The sequence below is a fragment of the Emcibacter sp. genome (assembly GCF_048269205.1).
GTDB lineage: Bacteria > Pseudomonadota > Alphaproteobacteria > Sphingomonadales > Emcibacteraceae > Emcibacter.
Window position 1 is genome coordinate 1,759,555 of sequence record NZ_JBLXJC010000001.1, and the last position, 16,553, is coordinate 1,776,107.

Sequence of the window (16,553 nt, forward strand, 5' to 3'; positions counted from 1 at the left end):
GCTGAATGCCCTCGGATACGATTTCTATTTGTAGTTATCTGACGTATTCGAGAACCAGGTTGATGTTTTGTATGCGCCCCCTGACGATTGCGGCCTCCAGACAAACATTTTCACATCTTTGGCAGAGCTTGACAACCCCGGAAAGCAACATTTTTGTACAAATGAACAATATAAATACGTTTTTTAATACAGTTGGTTATGATTTTTATTTAATGCATTCCAGTCATAGTTTTGACGAATGATATCATTAACGCCAAACCGCCTTGACTTCCCCTTTTCTTTTCTCCTTTAATTTGACAGAATACGTTAGTAAGCGATGCTGGATTTTCGTTCGGCAAGATCAAGAAAACGGATAAAATTATCTATTATGTCATCGACAAATAAAGACCCGCAGGGAGATCTGAAAACAGCCCTGAACCATGCCGCCAGCCTTTTGCAGCATAATCCTGTTCTGGCTGAACAGCAGGCGCTGGAGATACTGAAAGTCGTACCGGACCTGGACCCTGCCAAACATATTCTGGGAGCGTCACTCAGGTTTCAGGCCAGACTTCCCGAGGCTCTGCAGATTTTAAAACCCCTGACAGAAAAGCTCCCCTTTTCCGCTCCCATCTGGCATGAATATGGGCTTGCCCTTGCTGCCGCGGGAAATGGCGACGATGCCATCAGCGCCCTCAGGCAGGCGGTCTCCCTAAACCCGCAACAGGCAGAGGCCTGGCGGGCATTGGGAGATCAATTAACACTTTCAGGAGATGAAACTGCCGGTGAAAAGGCCATAGAGAAATATATTTCCTGCCTGACACAGCACCCCGAACTTCATCAGGCGACAGAATTCCTTCACCAGGGTAAAGTCCCGGAAGCAGAACACCTCGCCCGCGATATCCTGAAAAAACATCCGACAGACGTGGTCGCCATGCGGCTGCTGGCCGATATCGGTATCAAGCTCAATCAGCTGGATGATGCGAGAAACCTGCTTGAAAGAGCTCTTGAACTCGCCCCCAATTTCCATCTCGCCCGGCATAGCTATGTGATTGCCCTGTACCGGGGACAGAAGCTGATCGAGGCGCTGGATGAAATTGACAAGCTTCTAACAATCGAGCCAAACAATCCCAATTACCTGACCCTAAAAGGCACGGTTCTGGTACGCAAAGGGGATCACGCCGAGGCGCTGGCGATCTACGAAAAACTCCTCAAAAATTACCCCAACCAACCCAAATCGCAACTGAACTACGGCCACACACTAAAAACTGTCGGCCGTCTGGAAGAAGCCATTACCGCCTATCACAAGTCCATTGAACTCAGTGATGAGGCCGGTGAGGCATACTGGTCGCTGGCTAACCTGAAAACCTACAAGTTCAGCAACGAGGATATCGAACATATGCTGTCCCTGGTCACAACTGAAGGCGGCGATCCGGAAGATCAATCCCATCTGGCCTTTGCTATAGGCAAGGCTTACGAGGACCGGAAAGATTACGAAAATGCCTTCAAATATTACAAGCGGGGAAACGCCATTCGACGCCTGGGCCACCCCTATGATGCCAAAATCAATGTCTATGAGAGTGTACGCCAGATCAAATGCTTTGATCGGGAATATTTCACCACCCGGCAGGGATGGGGTTGCCCTGCCCCGGATCCCATTTTTATTGTCGGCCTGCCCCGTGCCGGGTCAACGCTGCTTGAGCAGATCCTCGCCAGTCACTCACAGGTTGAGGGCACGGCGGAGCTGATCGATATCATCGCCCTTTCAAGAAAGCTGGGCGGGAAAAAAAGAGATAACGCCGCTACGCTTTATCCGGAAGTCCTTAGGGATCTTCCGGAAGAAAAATTCAGGGAAATGGGTGAAGGTTATCTGGAAACAACCCGGATCCAGCGCAACACTGACGCGCCCTTCTTTATCGACAAGATGCCCAATAATTTCCAACACATCGGACTGATCCATTCGATCCTGCCCAACGCCAAGATCATCGACGCGCGACGTCACCCCATGGGCGGTTGTTTTGCCGGTTTCAAACAGCTTTTTGCCCGCGGCCAGACGTTCACCTATGGGCTGGAGGATATCGGCCATTATTACCGGGACTATGTGAAACTGATGGACCACTGGGATGAAGTCCTGCCCGGCCGGGTCCACCGGGTCCAGTATGAGGAAATGGTGACCGATACGGAAAACCAGATCAGGAAGCTTCTGGATTATTGCGGGCTGGAGTTCGAAGAGGCCTGCCTCAAATTCTATGAAACCGACAGGGCCATTCGCACACCGAGTGCCGAGCAGGTGCGCCAACCCATCTATAAGGGCGGCCTTGACCAGTGGCGCAATTTCGAACCCTGGCTCGATCCGCTAAAGGAAGCGCTGGGACCCGTTCTCGACAGATATCCAATTGACTAAAAAAGGGGCCAAAAGGCCCCTTTTTCATATCTGTCTCGCTGAACTTATTTTGTGAGTTCCGTCAGTATGGAATGCCACATTTTCAGGGCCACCGGCAGTGTCGCCACCGGAACCCGTTCATTCAATCCATGGGCATATTCGTCTGACACCTTCATGAAAATGCCCGAAAAAGTATAGCTTGGAATACCGACGGCCCGGAAATGGAGGGCATCGGAAGCCCCGGACGCCATATGCGGGATAATCGGCAGGCCGGGGTAAGAGGCATGCACCCCGTTGGCAATCGCCGTAAAGACATCATCCCGGATCGGGGATGCATCACTTTCCAGAGGCTCGTCCAGCACAGTCCACTCCAGGGCATCGTTGCCGACAACCTTTTTCAGCGTATCCAATGTCTTTTGGACACCAACACCGGGAAAGATACGACAGTTGACAGTTGCAACTGCAGACTGGGGAAGCGCATTTTCCGCATGACCTCCACGGAGCATGGTTGGAATACAGGTGGTGCCGGTGGACCCTGTATATTCAGGGCGGCTACGCAGCAGGACGACAGCCTTCTTGTCGTCGGGATTTTTGGCAAAGCGGCTCATGGCTTCTCCGATTTCACCCCCAATCAATGGGGCCGTCTTGGAAAAATAAGCGCGCGTCAGTTCACTGGACATGACCGGAAACTCGTACGAGAAAATTTTATTCAGGGCCTCGGACAGATCCTTGATGGCATTATCCTTACGCGGCAGGGAGCTATGCCCGCCCGGATTGGTCGCCTTCATCTCAAAGGTAGCGTAGGTTTTTTCCGCACTGTCCACAGTATAGGACACAGCCACCCCCTCTTCGTTCAGCTGCCCACCGCCACCGTCAGCCACCAGGGCAAACTCTGCATCAGTAAGGTTACGGTAAGTTGTGGCAAGGGCTCGTGTGGTGGCCATCAGGCTTTCTTCATCCCCGGAAAGGGCCAGGACAATATCTCTGCCCGGCACATAACCTTCTGCCTTGAGACGCATCAGAGTGGCAGACAGGACGGAAACACCGAACTTATTATCGCTTGAGCCACGTCCGAAATAATAACCGCCCTCCTCTATCAGGGTGAAAGGATCCCGTTCCCAGTCTTCCGGAAGGGCATCGACCACATCCATATGGGCTGAGAGCAGAATAGGTTTTTTACCCAACCGGCCGTCCCCTTTAAATCTCACAACAAGGGCAGCCGTACCTTCCATCGACAGCAAATGAATATCCTCATCCGGGAAACCGGCCTTTTTGAATTCAGCAGCCAGATATTGAGCCACTTCCGGCACGCTCCCTGTGCCTTCCACCGAACGAATGGACACTGTTTTCTTCAGCATTTCCAGGGCCTTGTCCTGGAAGGGTTGCTTCTCCTCTTTGCTTGCATTCGCAGGTGTAGCAACCTGTCCCGCGACAAGGATCATCCCCAATACGCCTGTCAGAATTTTTTTCATTACTTACTTCCTAATCTGAGTCTGAAATCAACAACTTCTTCGCCTTTTCCCGGAATTCGTCGGGTAGAACAACAGACTTTCGTTCCCCAAGGTCAAAAAAAGCATATGTCGCCTCCTGGATGGCGGCAACATTATTATTCCCACAGTTTACCAGTTCATGCCGGGCCCCGAAGGAAGATTTGCCGATCCTTGTTATGGCGCTGCGGATAATAAACAGATCCCCGGTGCGTAATTCGGCCAGGAATTTCATATTCAGTTCCAAATCCACAAACCCGGTTTTCTCATCGATCGGCAAGTTGCAGGCATGGGCAAGATGATAACTCGCATCATCAAAGGCCGCGGCATAATGGCGTGTCGTCATATGTCCCATCACGTCACATAAAACGGGATGGACAATGCCCTTTTGCGTCTCGATCATACCCATCCCTCAACACCCACTTTTCGTTTGCGCACCAGGTAATAGGAAATCCCGATCATCAGATAGCCCAGAGCAGCGAAAATTCTCAGCTCACTGCCTTCAAGCACGAAATAGAGGAACAGGCTGGAGATGAGGATCATGCCGATCCCGCCGGCCAGAAGCCCGAACCTGCCCAGTTTGAACCCGGCCGCGGCATAGGCCTCAGGCTCCTTGGACAAAATCCTGAGCATCGCCACCCCGATGATGACCTGATACAGCAGAGTGACACCGGACACCCAGACCGCATATTCCATGACAGTCTGGCCAAGCATAAGGGCAACAACGGAAAAGAAGACAACCAGGATCACGCTGTTTCGGGACCGGCTTTCCCCGCCATCACCATCCCGGAGTTTCCCGGAGAAAACACCGGCCTCGGCCAGGGCGATAATATCGCGAGAGGCCACCAGGATCAGGGCATTGACGGAGGTGGCAGCAGCCCCCACGGCAGCAACCGCCACAAAGGTTCCGCCCCATTCCCCGAACAGGATTTCCGCCAAATGACTGACCGGCGCCTTGAGTGTGCCCAGGGTCTGCCAGGGAATAGACCCCACCAGCGCCAGCGACAGACAGATATAGGTGGCAAGCACTACCACAAAACTTAGCGCCAGGCCCAGCGGAATGGTGCGGGCAGGCCTGCGGATTTCACCGGCAAGCTCCATCACCACCATAAATCCGCCATAGGAGAAAAAGGCCGGGACGACTGCCTGCATCACCGGTTTCATGCCGAGCGGAATAAAGGGGGTAATATTTTCAGATTTGACCGCCGCCATTCCCCCAACGCACACCGCCACCAACGCTAGCATGAAAAGCAGCACCAGAAGGGTCTGCAGGTTGATCAGGCTGCGGGCGCCGCCCAGATTGATGATCCCGAAAAACAGGACCACGCCATAGGCTGCGGCCGTATGGTTTACGGCAGGAAAAAGCCGGGTGAAATAATCAGCAAAACCACTGGCGATCAGGGCGATGGCCAGGATATAGACGGCAAGCATGAGCCAGATGGTAACAAAGCCGCCCATTGGCGATACCAGTCTGGCAATGGCCACATAGCCGGCGCCTGTTTTCGGAAAAACACTGCCCAACTGTGCGGCAACAATGCAGGAAAAAACGGCAATCACTGCCGCCAGAGCATATGCAAGGACCACAGCTGGACCGGTGGCGCCGGCAAGCTGGCCGGGGAGAACGAATATGGACGCCCCGATCACATAGCCAACAACGGTAACGACAACTCCTGTAAGCCCCAGCTCCCGTTTCACACTATTTTCCTTCCATCAGGTAACGGTTGTACCAACCCAGGTTCCGGCGCATTCTGTCCTCAAGATAACTGGGAACGACAATGCCGTGATGCTGCCCCGGATAGAGAACCAGGCGGGTATCCACTCCGGTGGATCGCAAGGCCTGGTACATTTGTTCCGAACCGAGGCACGGCACATTATAGTCCAGCTCTGCACACTGATAGAGGGTTGCCGTTTTGATGCGTTTGGCATTCAGGAACGGAAAGCTGACCCTTTTATAGGCCTCGAAATTTTCCCAGGGCGTACCGATTTCCAGTTCGTACTCCCGGCTATATTGATCGTGGCCATAAGTACCCAGCATGTTGGCTGTCCCCGCCCCGCTGACCGCGGCCTTGAACAGGGTATCGGTGGCGATCACATAGTTGGTCAGCATCCCGCCGTAGCTCCAGCCGCCGGTTCCGAGCCGGTCAATATCCACAATACCTTTATCTGCCAGATAGCGGGCACCGGCCAGGATGTCCCGGGAATCCACATTGCCCCAGTCTGCGTAAATGGCCCTGGAGAAGTCGAAACCCTTGCCGGATGAACCGCGCGGATTGATGCCGACCACAATATATCCCTGAGCCGCATAAATCTGCCAGTCATACATGAACTCGTGAGAATATTGATAGACCGGGCCGCCATGAAGGCGGAAGATGGCCGGATACGTCTTGCTGCTGTCATAGTCCGCCGGATAGACGATCAGTCCGCCAATGTCATGACCATCGCTGGTGAAATTAAACTCCTCGGTTTTCGCAAGGGTATAGTCCCTCAGCCAGGCATTGTGACTTGTCAGTGCCCGGTCTTCCCCGTCCACGGCAAATATCTCGAAAGGTGTATTGTCGTCGCCCTGCTGGACCACAATGTGGTCATCGCCGGCCACATCATAGCCCAAGGCAAACTTGGCGCCTTCGGTCATATAACTGATCTCGCCGCTTGTCGCGTCAACCTTCGCCACCAGGGTTTTCCTGTCCAGTTCCAGAAGGGCATAGATGGATTTGCCGTCATTGGACCATTTGGGCACATAAAAACAGCGATCGATATGCGCAAGGGCACGAACTTCACCGGTCTCAAGGTCACCAACCATCATCTGCCACGGGGCGTAATAGATCCATTTGCTCTCCCCGCTGGCCAGCCAGACCAGTTTTTTGCTGTCCGGGGACCATTCCGGTGGTGACATCCAATAGGGGTCCACATCGGTGCCCTTGAAGGTACTGATACGTTTTTGCCCCCCACCCTTTTCAGGTTTCATAATAAAGACGTCGGAATCCATATTCCGGTCCGCATCCCCCCGGTCCTTGGACACATAAGCAATCCATTTGCCGTCTGGCGACCATGCGGGAAGCCAGTGGTCCTGGTCACCGGAAGTGATTTGGGTAGCTTTTTTGCTAAGGACATCAAGAACATGGAGATGACGGCGGGCACCAGCGAGGTAGCCGACCCAGTCCTCCTTGAACTGGAACCGGTCAACCACGACCGGTGCCGGGGTTCCCGCCTTGTTTTCCTTGCCACCGCCAACAAAGGCGGTAAAGATGATACGCTTGCTGTCCGGTGCCCAGTCATATTCAACAATTCCGCCGTCCACATGGCTGATTTGTTTGGGCGATCCCCCTTTTGCCTTCATCAGGAACAGCTGGGTGCTGCCGTCTTCCTTGTCTTCCCCCAGGAAAACAATATACCGGCCATCCGGGCTGAACCGGGGATCCCATTCGCTCTTGTCATTTGTTTTGGTGATGTTTTTCGGCTTTCCCCCCGCATAAGGCACCATCCAAACGTCGCTTGTTGACGCGTCAATTTTCAAATTATTGCTGCTAACCGAGTAAACAACCTTGCTGCCGTCGGGAGACAGGGCCGGCGCACTGACATCCTGTAATTTGTGAAAATCCTCTATCTTGAACAACTTGTCCCCTGCAACTGCCGCCTGGATTGACCCGGCGAGCAGGGCGACGGCAAGAAAGAGTCTTTTATGGTGCAGCATTCATTTTCTCCTCAAGCGCCTTTTTGGCGGATTTGATATCTTTCAGAATGACGTCTTTCTCCCAGTCGGCATTAAAGTCTTCACCCCGGGTGGCAAGATGCTCTTTTATTTTTCCAATCCAGGCCAGAAGATAGCGGGCATCATCGGGCGCGGACTGGGGTTTATTCTCCACCGTCAACCAAATCGGATTGGTTGTGGCATAAGTATATAAGTCCTGGATCATCGGATGGGATTTTTCATTCACTGCCCTGAGCAGCAACCATCCGCTTTCTGTAACCGCTACATCCAGGGTCATATCAGCTTTGTAAGGGTCGCCCCCAAGATCAACACGATGAATCACCTTGCCGTTCTGGACAAGCTCGAGCCTTTCCACTGGCACAGGGGACCGCAGGGAAACCTCAACAGCAAGGCTGCCTCCCTGTTCAGAAAAGCTAAACTCATGCCCTGGACCGACTGGGGTGGTTTTGCTGTCAGCCTTGGCAAGAAGACCTACAAGCGGCCCGTTGGTGACAAAACCGTGCCCCTTGCGGATGGACTCTTTTAGGGATACAGGGTCAGTGGCATCCGCCTGCAGGTAAGCCCGGTTCAGGCCAACTGGGCCGCGAAGCGAGGCATAGTTTGTCATGGCATCTGTTCCTGCCCCGGCTGTCAGGCGATAGCCCAGATTAAGAAACTTATACCAGACCGCAGCCGTTTCCTGATGATTGGCAAAGGATACAATTTCAAGGAAATCCGTTTTGCCGTTCACCACATCAACCGGCAGGCTATGGCTGAGACGTCCCTCCGCCGAAGGATCCGGTATGTTGTCAAACGGATGCACATAACCGGTCACTGCCCCCTGCTCGTGCGCCAGACCGGCAACCACAGCATTACTGGGATATGGCGACGCCAAAGCGGTATGGCGGTAGCTGGAAAAATCCGGTGTCACCAGATGATCGTCCAGATGCAGGAAGCTCAGGTGCCCCCAGTAACTGGTGTGATATTCCTGAGCCTGATAGATGGTCACTCCTTCAATAGTATCAGAGCCGGTCTTGAACATGCTGATGTCAGGAATTCTCTGTTCCTTGTTCACCAGCAGATTATAGATCACATCCACATCCTCGGCCTTTGCTTCCCTGGCAAAGGTTTCCAGGGTCTGTTTATATTTGCCACCATAATTGATATGCACATGCATGTCGGCAGAGACAAATTTTCCATATTTTTCCGGCAGCGATGATGACGGCAGGGTCAGAACGATGTTATTTTCGCAAGGCTCAACTTTAAGGTCTGCCATTTTGCGATCGAATCCGTTGGCCGCCATGATGGATAGTTCACCTGCGGGAACGGTCAGCGTACATGTTCCATAGCAATGAAAATAGTGGCTTTCATGATCTGCCCGCTTGATGTCGATATAATCATCCGCATGCATCCGGGCATCATTCGGCCCGTAATGCCGACCGTCAGCGCCCAGGACCATCACCCGGCCATAAAGCGATTTTCCGTTTTCATCCTGCAGGGACAGGGAAATGTCCCTCATCTGGTTCCGGTAGATTTTTTTCTTCGCCTTGACCTGCTCTTTAGCACCACCAACAACCTGATACCGCCAGAGAGTCAAATTTCCGGTTTCATTGCTTACAAAAAGAAGTTCCTTGTCATCCGGCGACCAGCGCGCATTCTGCAGATCAAAATCCCCGAATGTCAGGGGCAGAGGGGAAAGCCCTTCCGGTGTGGTCAGCCACAACTGGTGCCACTGCCTGCGATCATAACTGCTGTATAAAAGCCGCTTGCCGTCATGGGCAAGCTCCGGATGGGCGGACCAGCTTGTCTCTTCAACCAGAACCCGACGTTTCTTCTTCGGCTTGTCGACATTCACCGCCCAGATATCGCCGGTGCCCCAGGCAACCTCCGGATTGGAAAGATAATAGATTTCTTTACCATCGGGAGACCAGGACGGGTTAACGGCGTGATCTTCCTGTGAATAATAATACCTGTCCCGTTTGCTGACATTGCCGGCAACAAGGGCACGGGCTTTCCCCAGCTTGCCCTCATCTAGTTTGGCCACATAAAGTCCCAGATACCCACTGTCACGAGTAGATGCGAAGACGATGCGTTTGCCGTCCGGGCTCCATCGAGGCTCGGCATAAACCGCCTTCTCATCGGTCAGCTGAATGACCTTGTTCTCCTGAACGTCAAACAGATGCAGATTCAGGGCATCGTTATGCTGACGTGTAAAAATAATATAGCGGCCATCCGGGGACCAGTCCGGCTGGTAGTCATAGCCGGGCCCTGCGGTTAACTGATAGGCCGTCTCTTCACCAAGCCGCTGCAGCCACAGCGACCCCTGCATACTGTAGACTACGGCATTACCTTCGGGATACCAGGCTGCGGATGAAGGACCGCTGGTCAGTTGCGGCATATAAAGCTCGCGCCAGTAATAGGTATGAGGATGGGCAACATGGGACAGAACCGGCACCCGTTCGGTTGCCCCGTCCGCTACGGCAAGATTTGAAAACAACAGGAACGCACAAACAACCCCATTGAAAAACTTCATATTACGCCACCTCTGATACCTGTTAGCCAATATCCTCAAATTCCATCAACATGGTGGTTTCCCCTTCAACCGCCTTGAACCCCGTGGCGTTGTAAAAGCCGAAACCCGCTTCATTACTTCCATGAACCATCAGGCGCATGTAAACAGCTTCTTTTTCCTTACCGCGCTTAATTGCGGCAGTGGTCAGGCTTTCACCGAGGCCCAGTCCCCGGGCTTCCGCTTTTACAAACAGGTCCTGGACATATATACCCGGCGCACCCCGCCAGGTGGAAAACTCGTAAAAATACAGGATGAAACCGAGGGCCTCTCCGTCACGCCAGGCAATAATCGCCTCAAAAGCGGGAGCATCCGAAAAACCGAATTTTTCCAGCGCCTCGACAGATCCGGAGAACTTATATTCCTTGTTCAGGTCCCGGGAGAGCTGGCTCAGCATTTCGATCAGGACGCCCGCGTCCTTTTTCTCCGCTCGTTTGAGGATAATTGCCGTCATGAGGCATGCGCCATTATCTGGTCCCGCCCCTTGAGACAAAGACCATTGCGCACATCTTCAGGTGTCGCCACTTCGTGCCCCAGAGCCTCAATCACGGTGCGAATCGCCCGCACCTGCTCTGCGTTACTTTCGGCCAGTCTACCCGGCGCTATGGTCAGGCTGTCCTCAAGACCTACCCGGACATTGCCCCCCAGGATGACTCCCATGGTTGCAAGAGGTATCTGGTGGGCGCCGGCTGCCAGGACGGAAAACTCATACTGATCGCCCAGCAGCCGGTCCGCCGCGGCCTTCATGGCCATCAGGTTCTCCGGCGAAGCACCAACGCCCCCCATTACGCCAAGGACAAACTGCACATACAGTGGCGCCTTGACCAATCCCTGCCGAAGGTAATAGGCCAGGGTCTCGATATGCCCGAGGTCATAACATTCAAATTCGAAACGGGCCCCGCCCCCCTGCCCCAGTTCCGTAAGAATCGTCTCGATATCCTCATAGGTATTGCGGAAGGTGGTATGCTTGGTCGCGTCCAGCAGGGCCGGCTCCCAGTCGTGCTTCCAGTCTTTGTAGCGGTTTTTCAGTGTGAAAATGCCGAAATTCATGGACCCCATATTAAGAGAACACATTTCCGGCTTGATTGTCCGCGCCGGCGCAAGCCGTTCATCAAGCGACATCACCGAGCTGCCACCGGTGGAGATATTCAAGACCGCATCACAGGCCTGATGGATCTGCGGGACAAAGCCGTGAAAATGGGCCGGCTCTGCGCTCGGCTTGCCATTTTCGGGATTGCGGGCATGAAGATGGATGATCGCCGCACCGGCTTCCGCCGCATCAATGGACGCTTTAGCTATCTCTGATCCGGTCACCGGCAGATGAGGACTCATGGTCGGCGTATAAATGGACCCGGTCACGGCGCAGGTAATGATAACTTTTCTTCCCATATCGGTCTCTTTCATGCAGCAGATCGAACAATATTTGGCTTTCACCATTTTTAATCTTGCCGAATATTTTTTTCACTATTACATTCTTATAAACAATACATAGAAAATCAATTATAGATTTAATGAATGATAATATGTCTGAAGGAAATGACATAGAGGCCGAAGACGCCCCCGTATCGGACCAGCCCGGCATAAGCAATATTGCCTGGGATCTGGACTGGAATCTGCTGCGCACCTTCATGGTGATCGCCCAGGAACAGAACATCACCCGGGCAGCACAGCAACTGAACCAGAAACAGCCATCGATCAGCAATGCCCTGAGGCGCCTCGAAGAGAGCCTCGGCTGCCAGCTGGCGGAACGCGGGCCGCGCAGTTTCCGGCTTACCCACCATGGCGAAACACTGTTTCAGGAATGCAAGGAACTGTTCGGCACGGTCGGCCGCCTGCCGAATATCATCCAGGACGTCCATGACAATGTGCAGGGGCATGTCAAAATCCTGCTGACCAGCCATGTCATGACGCCACTGCTGGACGAGACCCTGCGTGTCTTCCACGAAAAAAATCCGAAGGCGACATTTTCCATTTCCGTAAAGGGCAGCCAGGAAGTCATCGAAGCTATACAGGCCAAGGAAGGCACACTTGGCATCTGCCTGATCCGGGAACAGCTGGAAGGGCTCAATACCCAGCTTTTCTATCGGGAGCATTTCGGTTTTTTCTGCGGCCGCGACCATCCTCTGTTCGGTAAACAGGACATCAGTCTCGAGGACTTGCGCGGCGAACAGCGCGTAACCTTTTATACGGACCGGCTGGGTGATGTGTTGCATCCCATTGCCGTGCTCAGGGGACAGGCCCAGCTCAGCGATTATGTCACCGGTGTTTCCAACAACCTGGAAGAAGTCCGCCGCATGATCATGGCTGGTCTGGGCATCGGCCCCCTGCCCATCCATGTGGTGGAGCGCGACATCCTGATGGGGCGGCTCTGGCCGCTCCTGCCGGTGGACGATGCCCCGGCTGTCGATGTCTATACCCTGCAGAATCCAAAGGCGATCCTGAATCTGGCGGAAAAAGAATTCCTCAAACTTCTTGAACAGAAGATCAGGGACGTTCCGCTCACCGGGCGGACCTATGGCAACAACCCTTATCCTCAACCTCTCTAGAGTTCGCAAGAATGTCACACCTGTTCTATCAAACCCGTGACCGCCGTCCGCTGCTTGAGCATGCGGAAGGCATTTATATCTGGGACGTCAATGGCAAACGCTACATTGATGGATCCAGCGGCGCCATGGTGTCCAATATCGGCCACAGCAACCCCCGGGTGCTGGAAGCCATGCGGGACCAGATGGATAAATCCACCTTCGGCTATCGCCTGCATTTCGAAAATGCCCCGGCGGAAAACCTGGCCGCCAAAGTGGCCGAACTGAGCCCCAAAGGGCACGACAAGGTCTTTTTTGTGTCAGGCGGTTCCGAATCCGTGGAAAGCGCCGTCAAACTGGCCCGGCAATATGCCTACGTCAAAGGCCAGGACAGCCGCTGGAAAGTCATTTCACGTTCCCCCTCCTATCACGGGGCAACCCTCGGGGCGTTGGCGCTGACCTCTTACGAGCCGCTGACCGCCCCGTTCAAACCGATCGTCACGGACATGCCCAAAGTGCCTGCGCCGCGTTGTTATCTCGACCGGGATAATCTGAGCGAAGAGGAGCGTGGCCTGAAATATGCTGACATGCTCAGGGACAAGATCCTTGAGGAAGGTCCGGAAAGTGTGCTCGCCTTTATAATGGAACCGATCGGCGGCGCCTCCACCGGCGCACTAGTAGCCCCCGATAGTTATTACGGCCGAATCCGGGAAATCTGTGACGAATTCGGCGTCCTCCTGATCTATGACGAAGTGATGACCGGCGTCGGCCGAACCGGCAAATTCCTCGCCTGTGAACACTGGGACATCAATCCGGATATCATCGCCACCGCAAAGGGCTTTGGCGCGGGTTATATCCCGCTCGGCGCCATGACGGCCCGGCAGCATATTGTCGATGTCATTCTTGACGCTGGCGGCTTCCAGCACGGCTATACCTATGCCGGAAACCCCATCGCCTGCGCCGCCGGCCTTGCAGTGATCGAGGAAATCTATCGTCAGAACATGATGGAAAACACAACCAGGGTGGGCAACGATCTTCTCACCGGCCTCGGTCGGCTGATGGACAAATTTCCCTTCATCGGCGACGTACGTGGCAAGGGTCTGCTGACCGCCTTCGAACTGGTCGGTGACCGGGACACCATGGCCCCGCTGCCAACCTCGCTCAATGCCTTCAGGGAGCTTGTGGAAATCGCCTACAGACGCGGCTTGATCATCTATTCACGCCGGTCACGCGGCGGTCTGGAAGGCGATCATTTCCTGGTCTGCCCGCCCATGATCACCACCCCGGAACAAATCGGCGATATCCTGGGTATCCTTGATGAAAGTCTTACCGAACTTGCAACAACCCTGAACCTGCCCCGATAAGAAAAGAGATTACACCATGAAATGCGTCTTTTCCGCCCCGCAACACAAACATTACCCCGAGAGTTTCCTGGTTAACGGGGTTCGGGAACAGAACCCGGAAATGCCGGGCCGAATTGACAAACTGCTTGAAGGCGCCGGAGACCTGGGCCTGGATATAGTCACCCCAAAGGATTATGGACTTGGCCCTATCGCCCGTGTCCACACTCCGGAATATCTGGAATTCCTGCAACATGCCTATAAACGCTGGAAGCGCATTCCCGGGGCGGCCGCAGAGATAACCCCCAACATTCATCCCACCAACCGGGACGGCGTATATCCGGCATCTGTTGTTGCCCAGGCGGGATATCATATGGCGGATGCCGGCGCCCCAATCACGGGAGAGACCTGGGAAAGCGCGCTGAACAGCGCCTGGTCGGCAATCCATGCCAGCGAACTGGTGCTCGACGGGGAAAAATCCGCTTATGCCCTCTGCCGTCCGCCGGGACATCATGCCGGTAGCGATCTCGCGGGTGGTTTCTGCTATTTAAACAATACTGCCATCGCCGCCCAGAACCTGCGCCGCAAATATGATTCTGTAGCCATCCTTGATGTGGACCTGCACCATGGCAACGGCACCCAGGATATTTTCTATCGCCGCGACGATGTCCTGACCGTATCCCTGCATGCGGACCCGGTTCGTTTTTATCCTTTCTTCTGGGGTCATGCCGCCGAACGCGGCGAAGGGCCAGGCCTCGGCTATAACCTCAACTTCCCCCTGCCCCGCGGTACAAGGGACGACGACTACCTGGTAGCCCTCGACAAGGCCCTGAACCGGATTTACGCCTTTGCACCGCAGGCCCTGGTGATCGCCCTCGGCCTCGACGCCTTTGAAAATGACCCCTTCGCCGGGCTTGGGGTCAGCACGGAAGGCTTTGGCAAAATTGGCAAGGCCATTGCCGAAAGGTTCCCCGGACCGACAGTTATCATCCAGGAAGGCGGCTATCTCTGTGAAGAACTGGGCGAAAACCTGGCCAGTTTCCTGAGAGGGTTCAGAGAGGGCAGCAAATGATCCCCAGCAATGTCAAAGCGGAAAACATTCCCCTGTGGCTCGCCCTGATCCCGCTGCTTTTCCTCATGTGCCTGCTGGGCGGGGCGGTCTATATCTTCGGCGACGGCTCCTCTTCCGGCCCCAACCAGATCGGCCTGATACTGGCCGCAGCCGTCGCCTGCCTGATCGGTGTGCTGCGCGGCCAGAGCTGGAAGGAACTTGAAACCGCTATTATTGAAGGCATCATGCTGGCCATGCACGCCTGCCTGATCCTGTTGCTCATTGGATCCCTGATCGGGGCCTGGATGCTGTCCGGCACGGCCCCGGCCATTATTCATCTGGGGCTTGGCGTGCTTGACCCGGCCTGGTTCTATCCGGCAAGCATGGTGGTTTGCGCCCTTGTCGCCGTTTCCATCGGCAGCTCCTGGACCACTGCCGCCACTGTCGGTCTTGCCCTGATCGGTATCGCCCATATCCTCGGCCTGTCAATCGAGATTACGGCCGGCGCAGTGATTTCCGGGGCCTATTTCGGGGACAAGATGTCACCGCTGTCGGACAGTACCAACCTGGCTCCCGCCATGGTCGGCGTGGACCTGTTCGTACATATCCGTCACATGTTCTGGACCACGACGCCAGCCTTTGTCCTGTCGGTCGTCCTGTTTACCTGGCTCGGTTGGCAGAATGCCGCAGTGGCGACTGATACAGGTGCCATTGAAACGGCGCGTACACTTCTGGAGCAGAATTACCGGCTCGGCATCCCCGTTTTCCTGCCGTTGTTGCTGTTGCTCGGCCTTTCGATCGCGAAAGTGCCTGCCCTTCCCACCATCACCATCGGCGCCATCGCCGGGGGCCTGGTCGCCGCCTTTTACCAGACCGACGCAACGATTGCATTCGGCAGGGCGGGCACAGAAATTTCCGATGGGCTCGCCACCGTCAAAGGGCTTTGGGTTGCCGTCTCCACTGGCTATGAAGCCAGCATCGGCGATGAGGTCCTGGATAAACTGCTTTCCCGCGGCGGCATGAGCAGCATGCTGAATACGGTCTGGCTGATCATTTCCGCCATGTGTTTTGGTGGGGCCATGGAGCATACCGGCCTTCTGGGGCGGATCGTACAGACGGCGCTGAAAGGCGTAAAGGGTACCGGTTCGCTGGTGATCACCACAGTCTTCACCTCGATCGGCATGAACATCATTGCTGCCGACCAGTATATTGCCATTGTCCTGCCCGGCCGCATGTATCAGCTGGAATTCCGCCGGCGCGGACTGGCTCCGGAAAATCTTTCCCGGACCCTGGAAGATGCCGGTACCATGACTTCAGCACTGGTTCCCTGGAATACCTGCGGGGCCTTCATGGCAACAACGCTGGGTGTCCCCACCTTCGCCTATCTGCCCTATGCTTTCCTTAACCTGCTCACTCCTGTGATCGCCATAATCTATGGCCTGTTGAACATCCGGATCACTCCCCTGGAAGAGATCACCGAGGAAGAGGAACAGGACATGATCAACACAGAAGTGGTGAACGATTAAAAGAACTGGTC

The 16,553-nt window shown here is 54.5% G+C and carries 12 protein-coding genes; 5 read left to right on the top strand and 7 right to left on the bottom strand.

Annotated elements, in window-relative coordinates:
• Positions 1-367 precede the first annotated feature (367 nt).
• The gene (locus tag ACN0YD_RS08195) at positions 368-2,380 is read left to right on the top strand and encodes a tetratricopeptide repeat-containing sulfotransferase family protein (RefSeq protein WP_417318605.1); all 2,013 of its coding nucleotides are present in this window, start codon (positions 368-370) and stop codon (positions 2,378-2,380) included.
• A gap of 44 nt (positions 2,381-2,424) precedes the next feature.
• Here ACN0YD_RS08195 and ACN0YD_RS08200 read toward each other — a convergent pair whose 3' ends face one another.
• From ACN0YD_RS08200 to ACN0YD_RS08230, 7 genes are read right to left on the bottom strand one after another with little or no spacing between them, the layout of a single operon-like run.
• Positions 2,425-3,831: a M20/M25/M40 family metallo-hydrolase gene (locus tag ACN0YD_RS08200; RefSeq protein ID WP_417318607.1), complete on the bottom strand. Its 1,407-nt coding sequence runs from the start codon at positions 3,829-3,831 to the stop codon at positions 2,425-2,427.
• 10 nt (positions 3,832-3,841) lie between these two features.
• Complete coding sequence (locus ACN0YD_RS08205) at positions 3,842-4,249, bottom strand: acyl-CoA thioesterase (RefSeq protein WP_417318609.1); 408 nt, start codon at positions 4,247-4,249, stop codon at positions 3,842-3,844.
• Positions 4,246-5,541: an APC family permease gene (locus ACN0YD_RS08210; protein ID WP_417318611.1), complete on the bottom strand. Its 1,296-nt coding sequence runs from the start codon at positions 5,539-5,541 to the stop codon at positions 4,246-4,248. Before ACN0YD_RS08210 ends, ACN0YD_RS08205 begins: the two co-directional genes overlap by 4 nt.
• Before the next feature lies 1 nt (position 5,542).
• Positions 5,543-7,537 (bottom strand): S9 family peptidase, encoded by a 1,995-nt coding sequence (locus ACN0YD_RS08215; protein ID WP_417318613.1) that lies wholly within the window; start codon positions 7,535-7,537, stop codon positions 5,543-5,545.
• A complete protein-coding gene (locus ACN0YD_RS08220) occupies positions 7,524-10,067 on the bottom strand; it encodes a CehA/McbA family metallohydrolase (RefSeq protein ID WP_417318615.1) in 2,544 nt (847 codons plus the stop codon). Before ACN0YD_RS08220 ends, ACN0YD_RS08215 begins: the two co-directional genes overlap by 14 nt.
• Positions 10,068-10,089: 22 nt before the next feature.
• A complete protein-coding gene (locus ACN0YD_RS08225) occupies positions 10,090-10,557 on the bottom strand; it encodes a GNAT family N-acetyltransferase (RefSeq protein WP_417318617.1) in 468 nt (155 codons plus the stop codon).
• The gene (locus ACN0YD_RS08230; RefSeq protein WP_417318619.1) at positions 10,554-11,492 is read right to left on the bottom strand and encodes a 3-keto-5-aminohexanoate cleavage protein; all 939 of its coding nucleotides are present in this window, start codon (positions 11,490-11,492) and stop codon (positions 10,554-10,556) included. Before ACN0YD_RS08230 ends, ACN0YD_RS08225 begins: the two co-directional genes overlap by 4 nt.
• Before the next feature lie 134 nt (positions 11,493-11,626).
• Between ACN0YD_RS08230 and ACN0YD_RS08235 the strand changes: the two genes are divergently transcribed.
• From ACN0YD_RS08235 to nhaC, 4 genes are read left to right on the top strand one after another with little or no spacing between them, the layout of a single operon-like run.
• Entirely contained in the window at positions 11,627-12,649 is a 1,023-nt protein-coding gene (locus ACN0YD_RS08235) for a LysR family transcriptional regulator (protein ID WP_417318621.1), read from the top strand.
• A gap of 11 nt (positions 12,650-12,660) precedes the next feature.
• The gene (locus tag ACN0YD_RS08240) at positions 12,661-13,989 is read left to right on the top strand and encodes an aspartate aminotransferase family protein (RefSeq protein ID WP_417318623.1); all 1,329 of its coding nucleotides are present in this window, start codon (positions 12,661-12,663) and stop codon (positions 13,987-13,989) included.
• Between the two features lie 16 nt (positions 13,990-14,005).
• A complete protein-coding gene (locus ACN0YD_RS08245; protein ID WP_417318625.1) occupies positions 14,006-15,037 on the top strand; it encodes a histone deacetylase family protein in 1,032 nt (343 codons plus the stop codon).
• Positions 15,034-16,542, top strand: a complete 1,509-nt coding sequence (gene nhaC, locus ACN0YD_RS08250; protein WP_417318627.1) for a Na+/H+ antiporter NhaC — start codon at positions 15,034-15,036, stop codon at positions 16,540-16,542. Before ACN0YD_RS08245 ends, nhaC begins: the two co-directional genes overlap by 4 nt.
• Positions 16,543-16,553: the final 11 nt, after the last annotated feature.

Bases quoted from the DNA above. Each gene is read 5' to 3' on its own strand.
- ACN0YD_RS08195 (WP_417318605.1), top strand. From the start codon at position 368: ATGTCATCGACAAATAAAGACCCGCAGGGAGATCTGAAAACAGCCCTG.
- ACN0YD_RS08200 (WP_417318607.1), bottom strand. From the start codon at position 3,831: ATGAAAAAAATTCTGACAGGCGTATTGGGGATGATCCTTGTCGCGGGA.
- ACN0YD_RS08205 (WP_417318609.1), bottom strand. From the start codon at position 4,249: ATGATCGAGACGCAAAAGGGCATTGTCCATCCCGTTTTATGTGACGTG.
- ACN0YD_RS08215 (WP_417318613.1), bottom strand. From the start codon at position 7,537: ATGCTGCACCATAAAAGACTCTTTCTTGCCGTCGCCCTGCTCGCCGGG.
- ACN0YD_RS08220 (WP_417318615.1), bottom strand. From the start codon at position 10,067: ATGAAGTTTTTCAATGGGGTTGTTTGTGCGTTCCTGTTGTTTTCAAAT.
- ACN0YD_RS08225 (WP_417318617.1), bottom strand. From the start codon at position 10,557: ATGACGGCAATTATCCTCAAACGAGCGGAGAAAAAGGACGCGGGCGTC.
- ACN0YD_RS08230 (WP_417318619.1), bottom strand. From the start codon at position 11,492: ATGGGAAGAAAAGTTATCATTACCTGCGCCGTGACCGGGTCCATTTAT.
- ACN0YD_RS08235 (WP_417318621.1), top strand. From the start codon at position 11,627: ATGTCTGAAGGAAATGACATAGAGGCCGAAGACGCCCCCGTATCGGAC.
- ACN0YD_RS08240 (WP_417318623.1), top strand. From the start codon at position 12,661: ATGTCACACCTGTTCTATCAAACCCGTGACCGCCGTCCGCTGCTTGAG.
- ACN0YD_RS08245 (WP_417318625.1), top strand. From the start codon at position 14,006: ATGAAATGCGTCTTTTCCGCCCCGCAACACAAACATTACCCCGAGAGT.
- nhaC (WP_417318627.1), top strand. From the start codon at position 15,034: ATGATCCCCAGCAATGTCAAAGCGGAAAACATTCCCCTGTGGCTCGCC.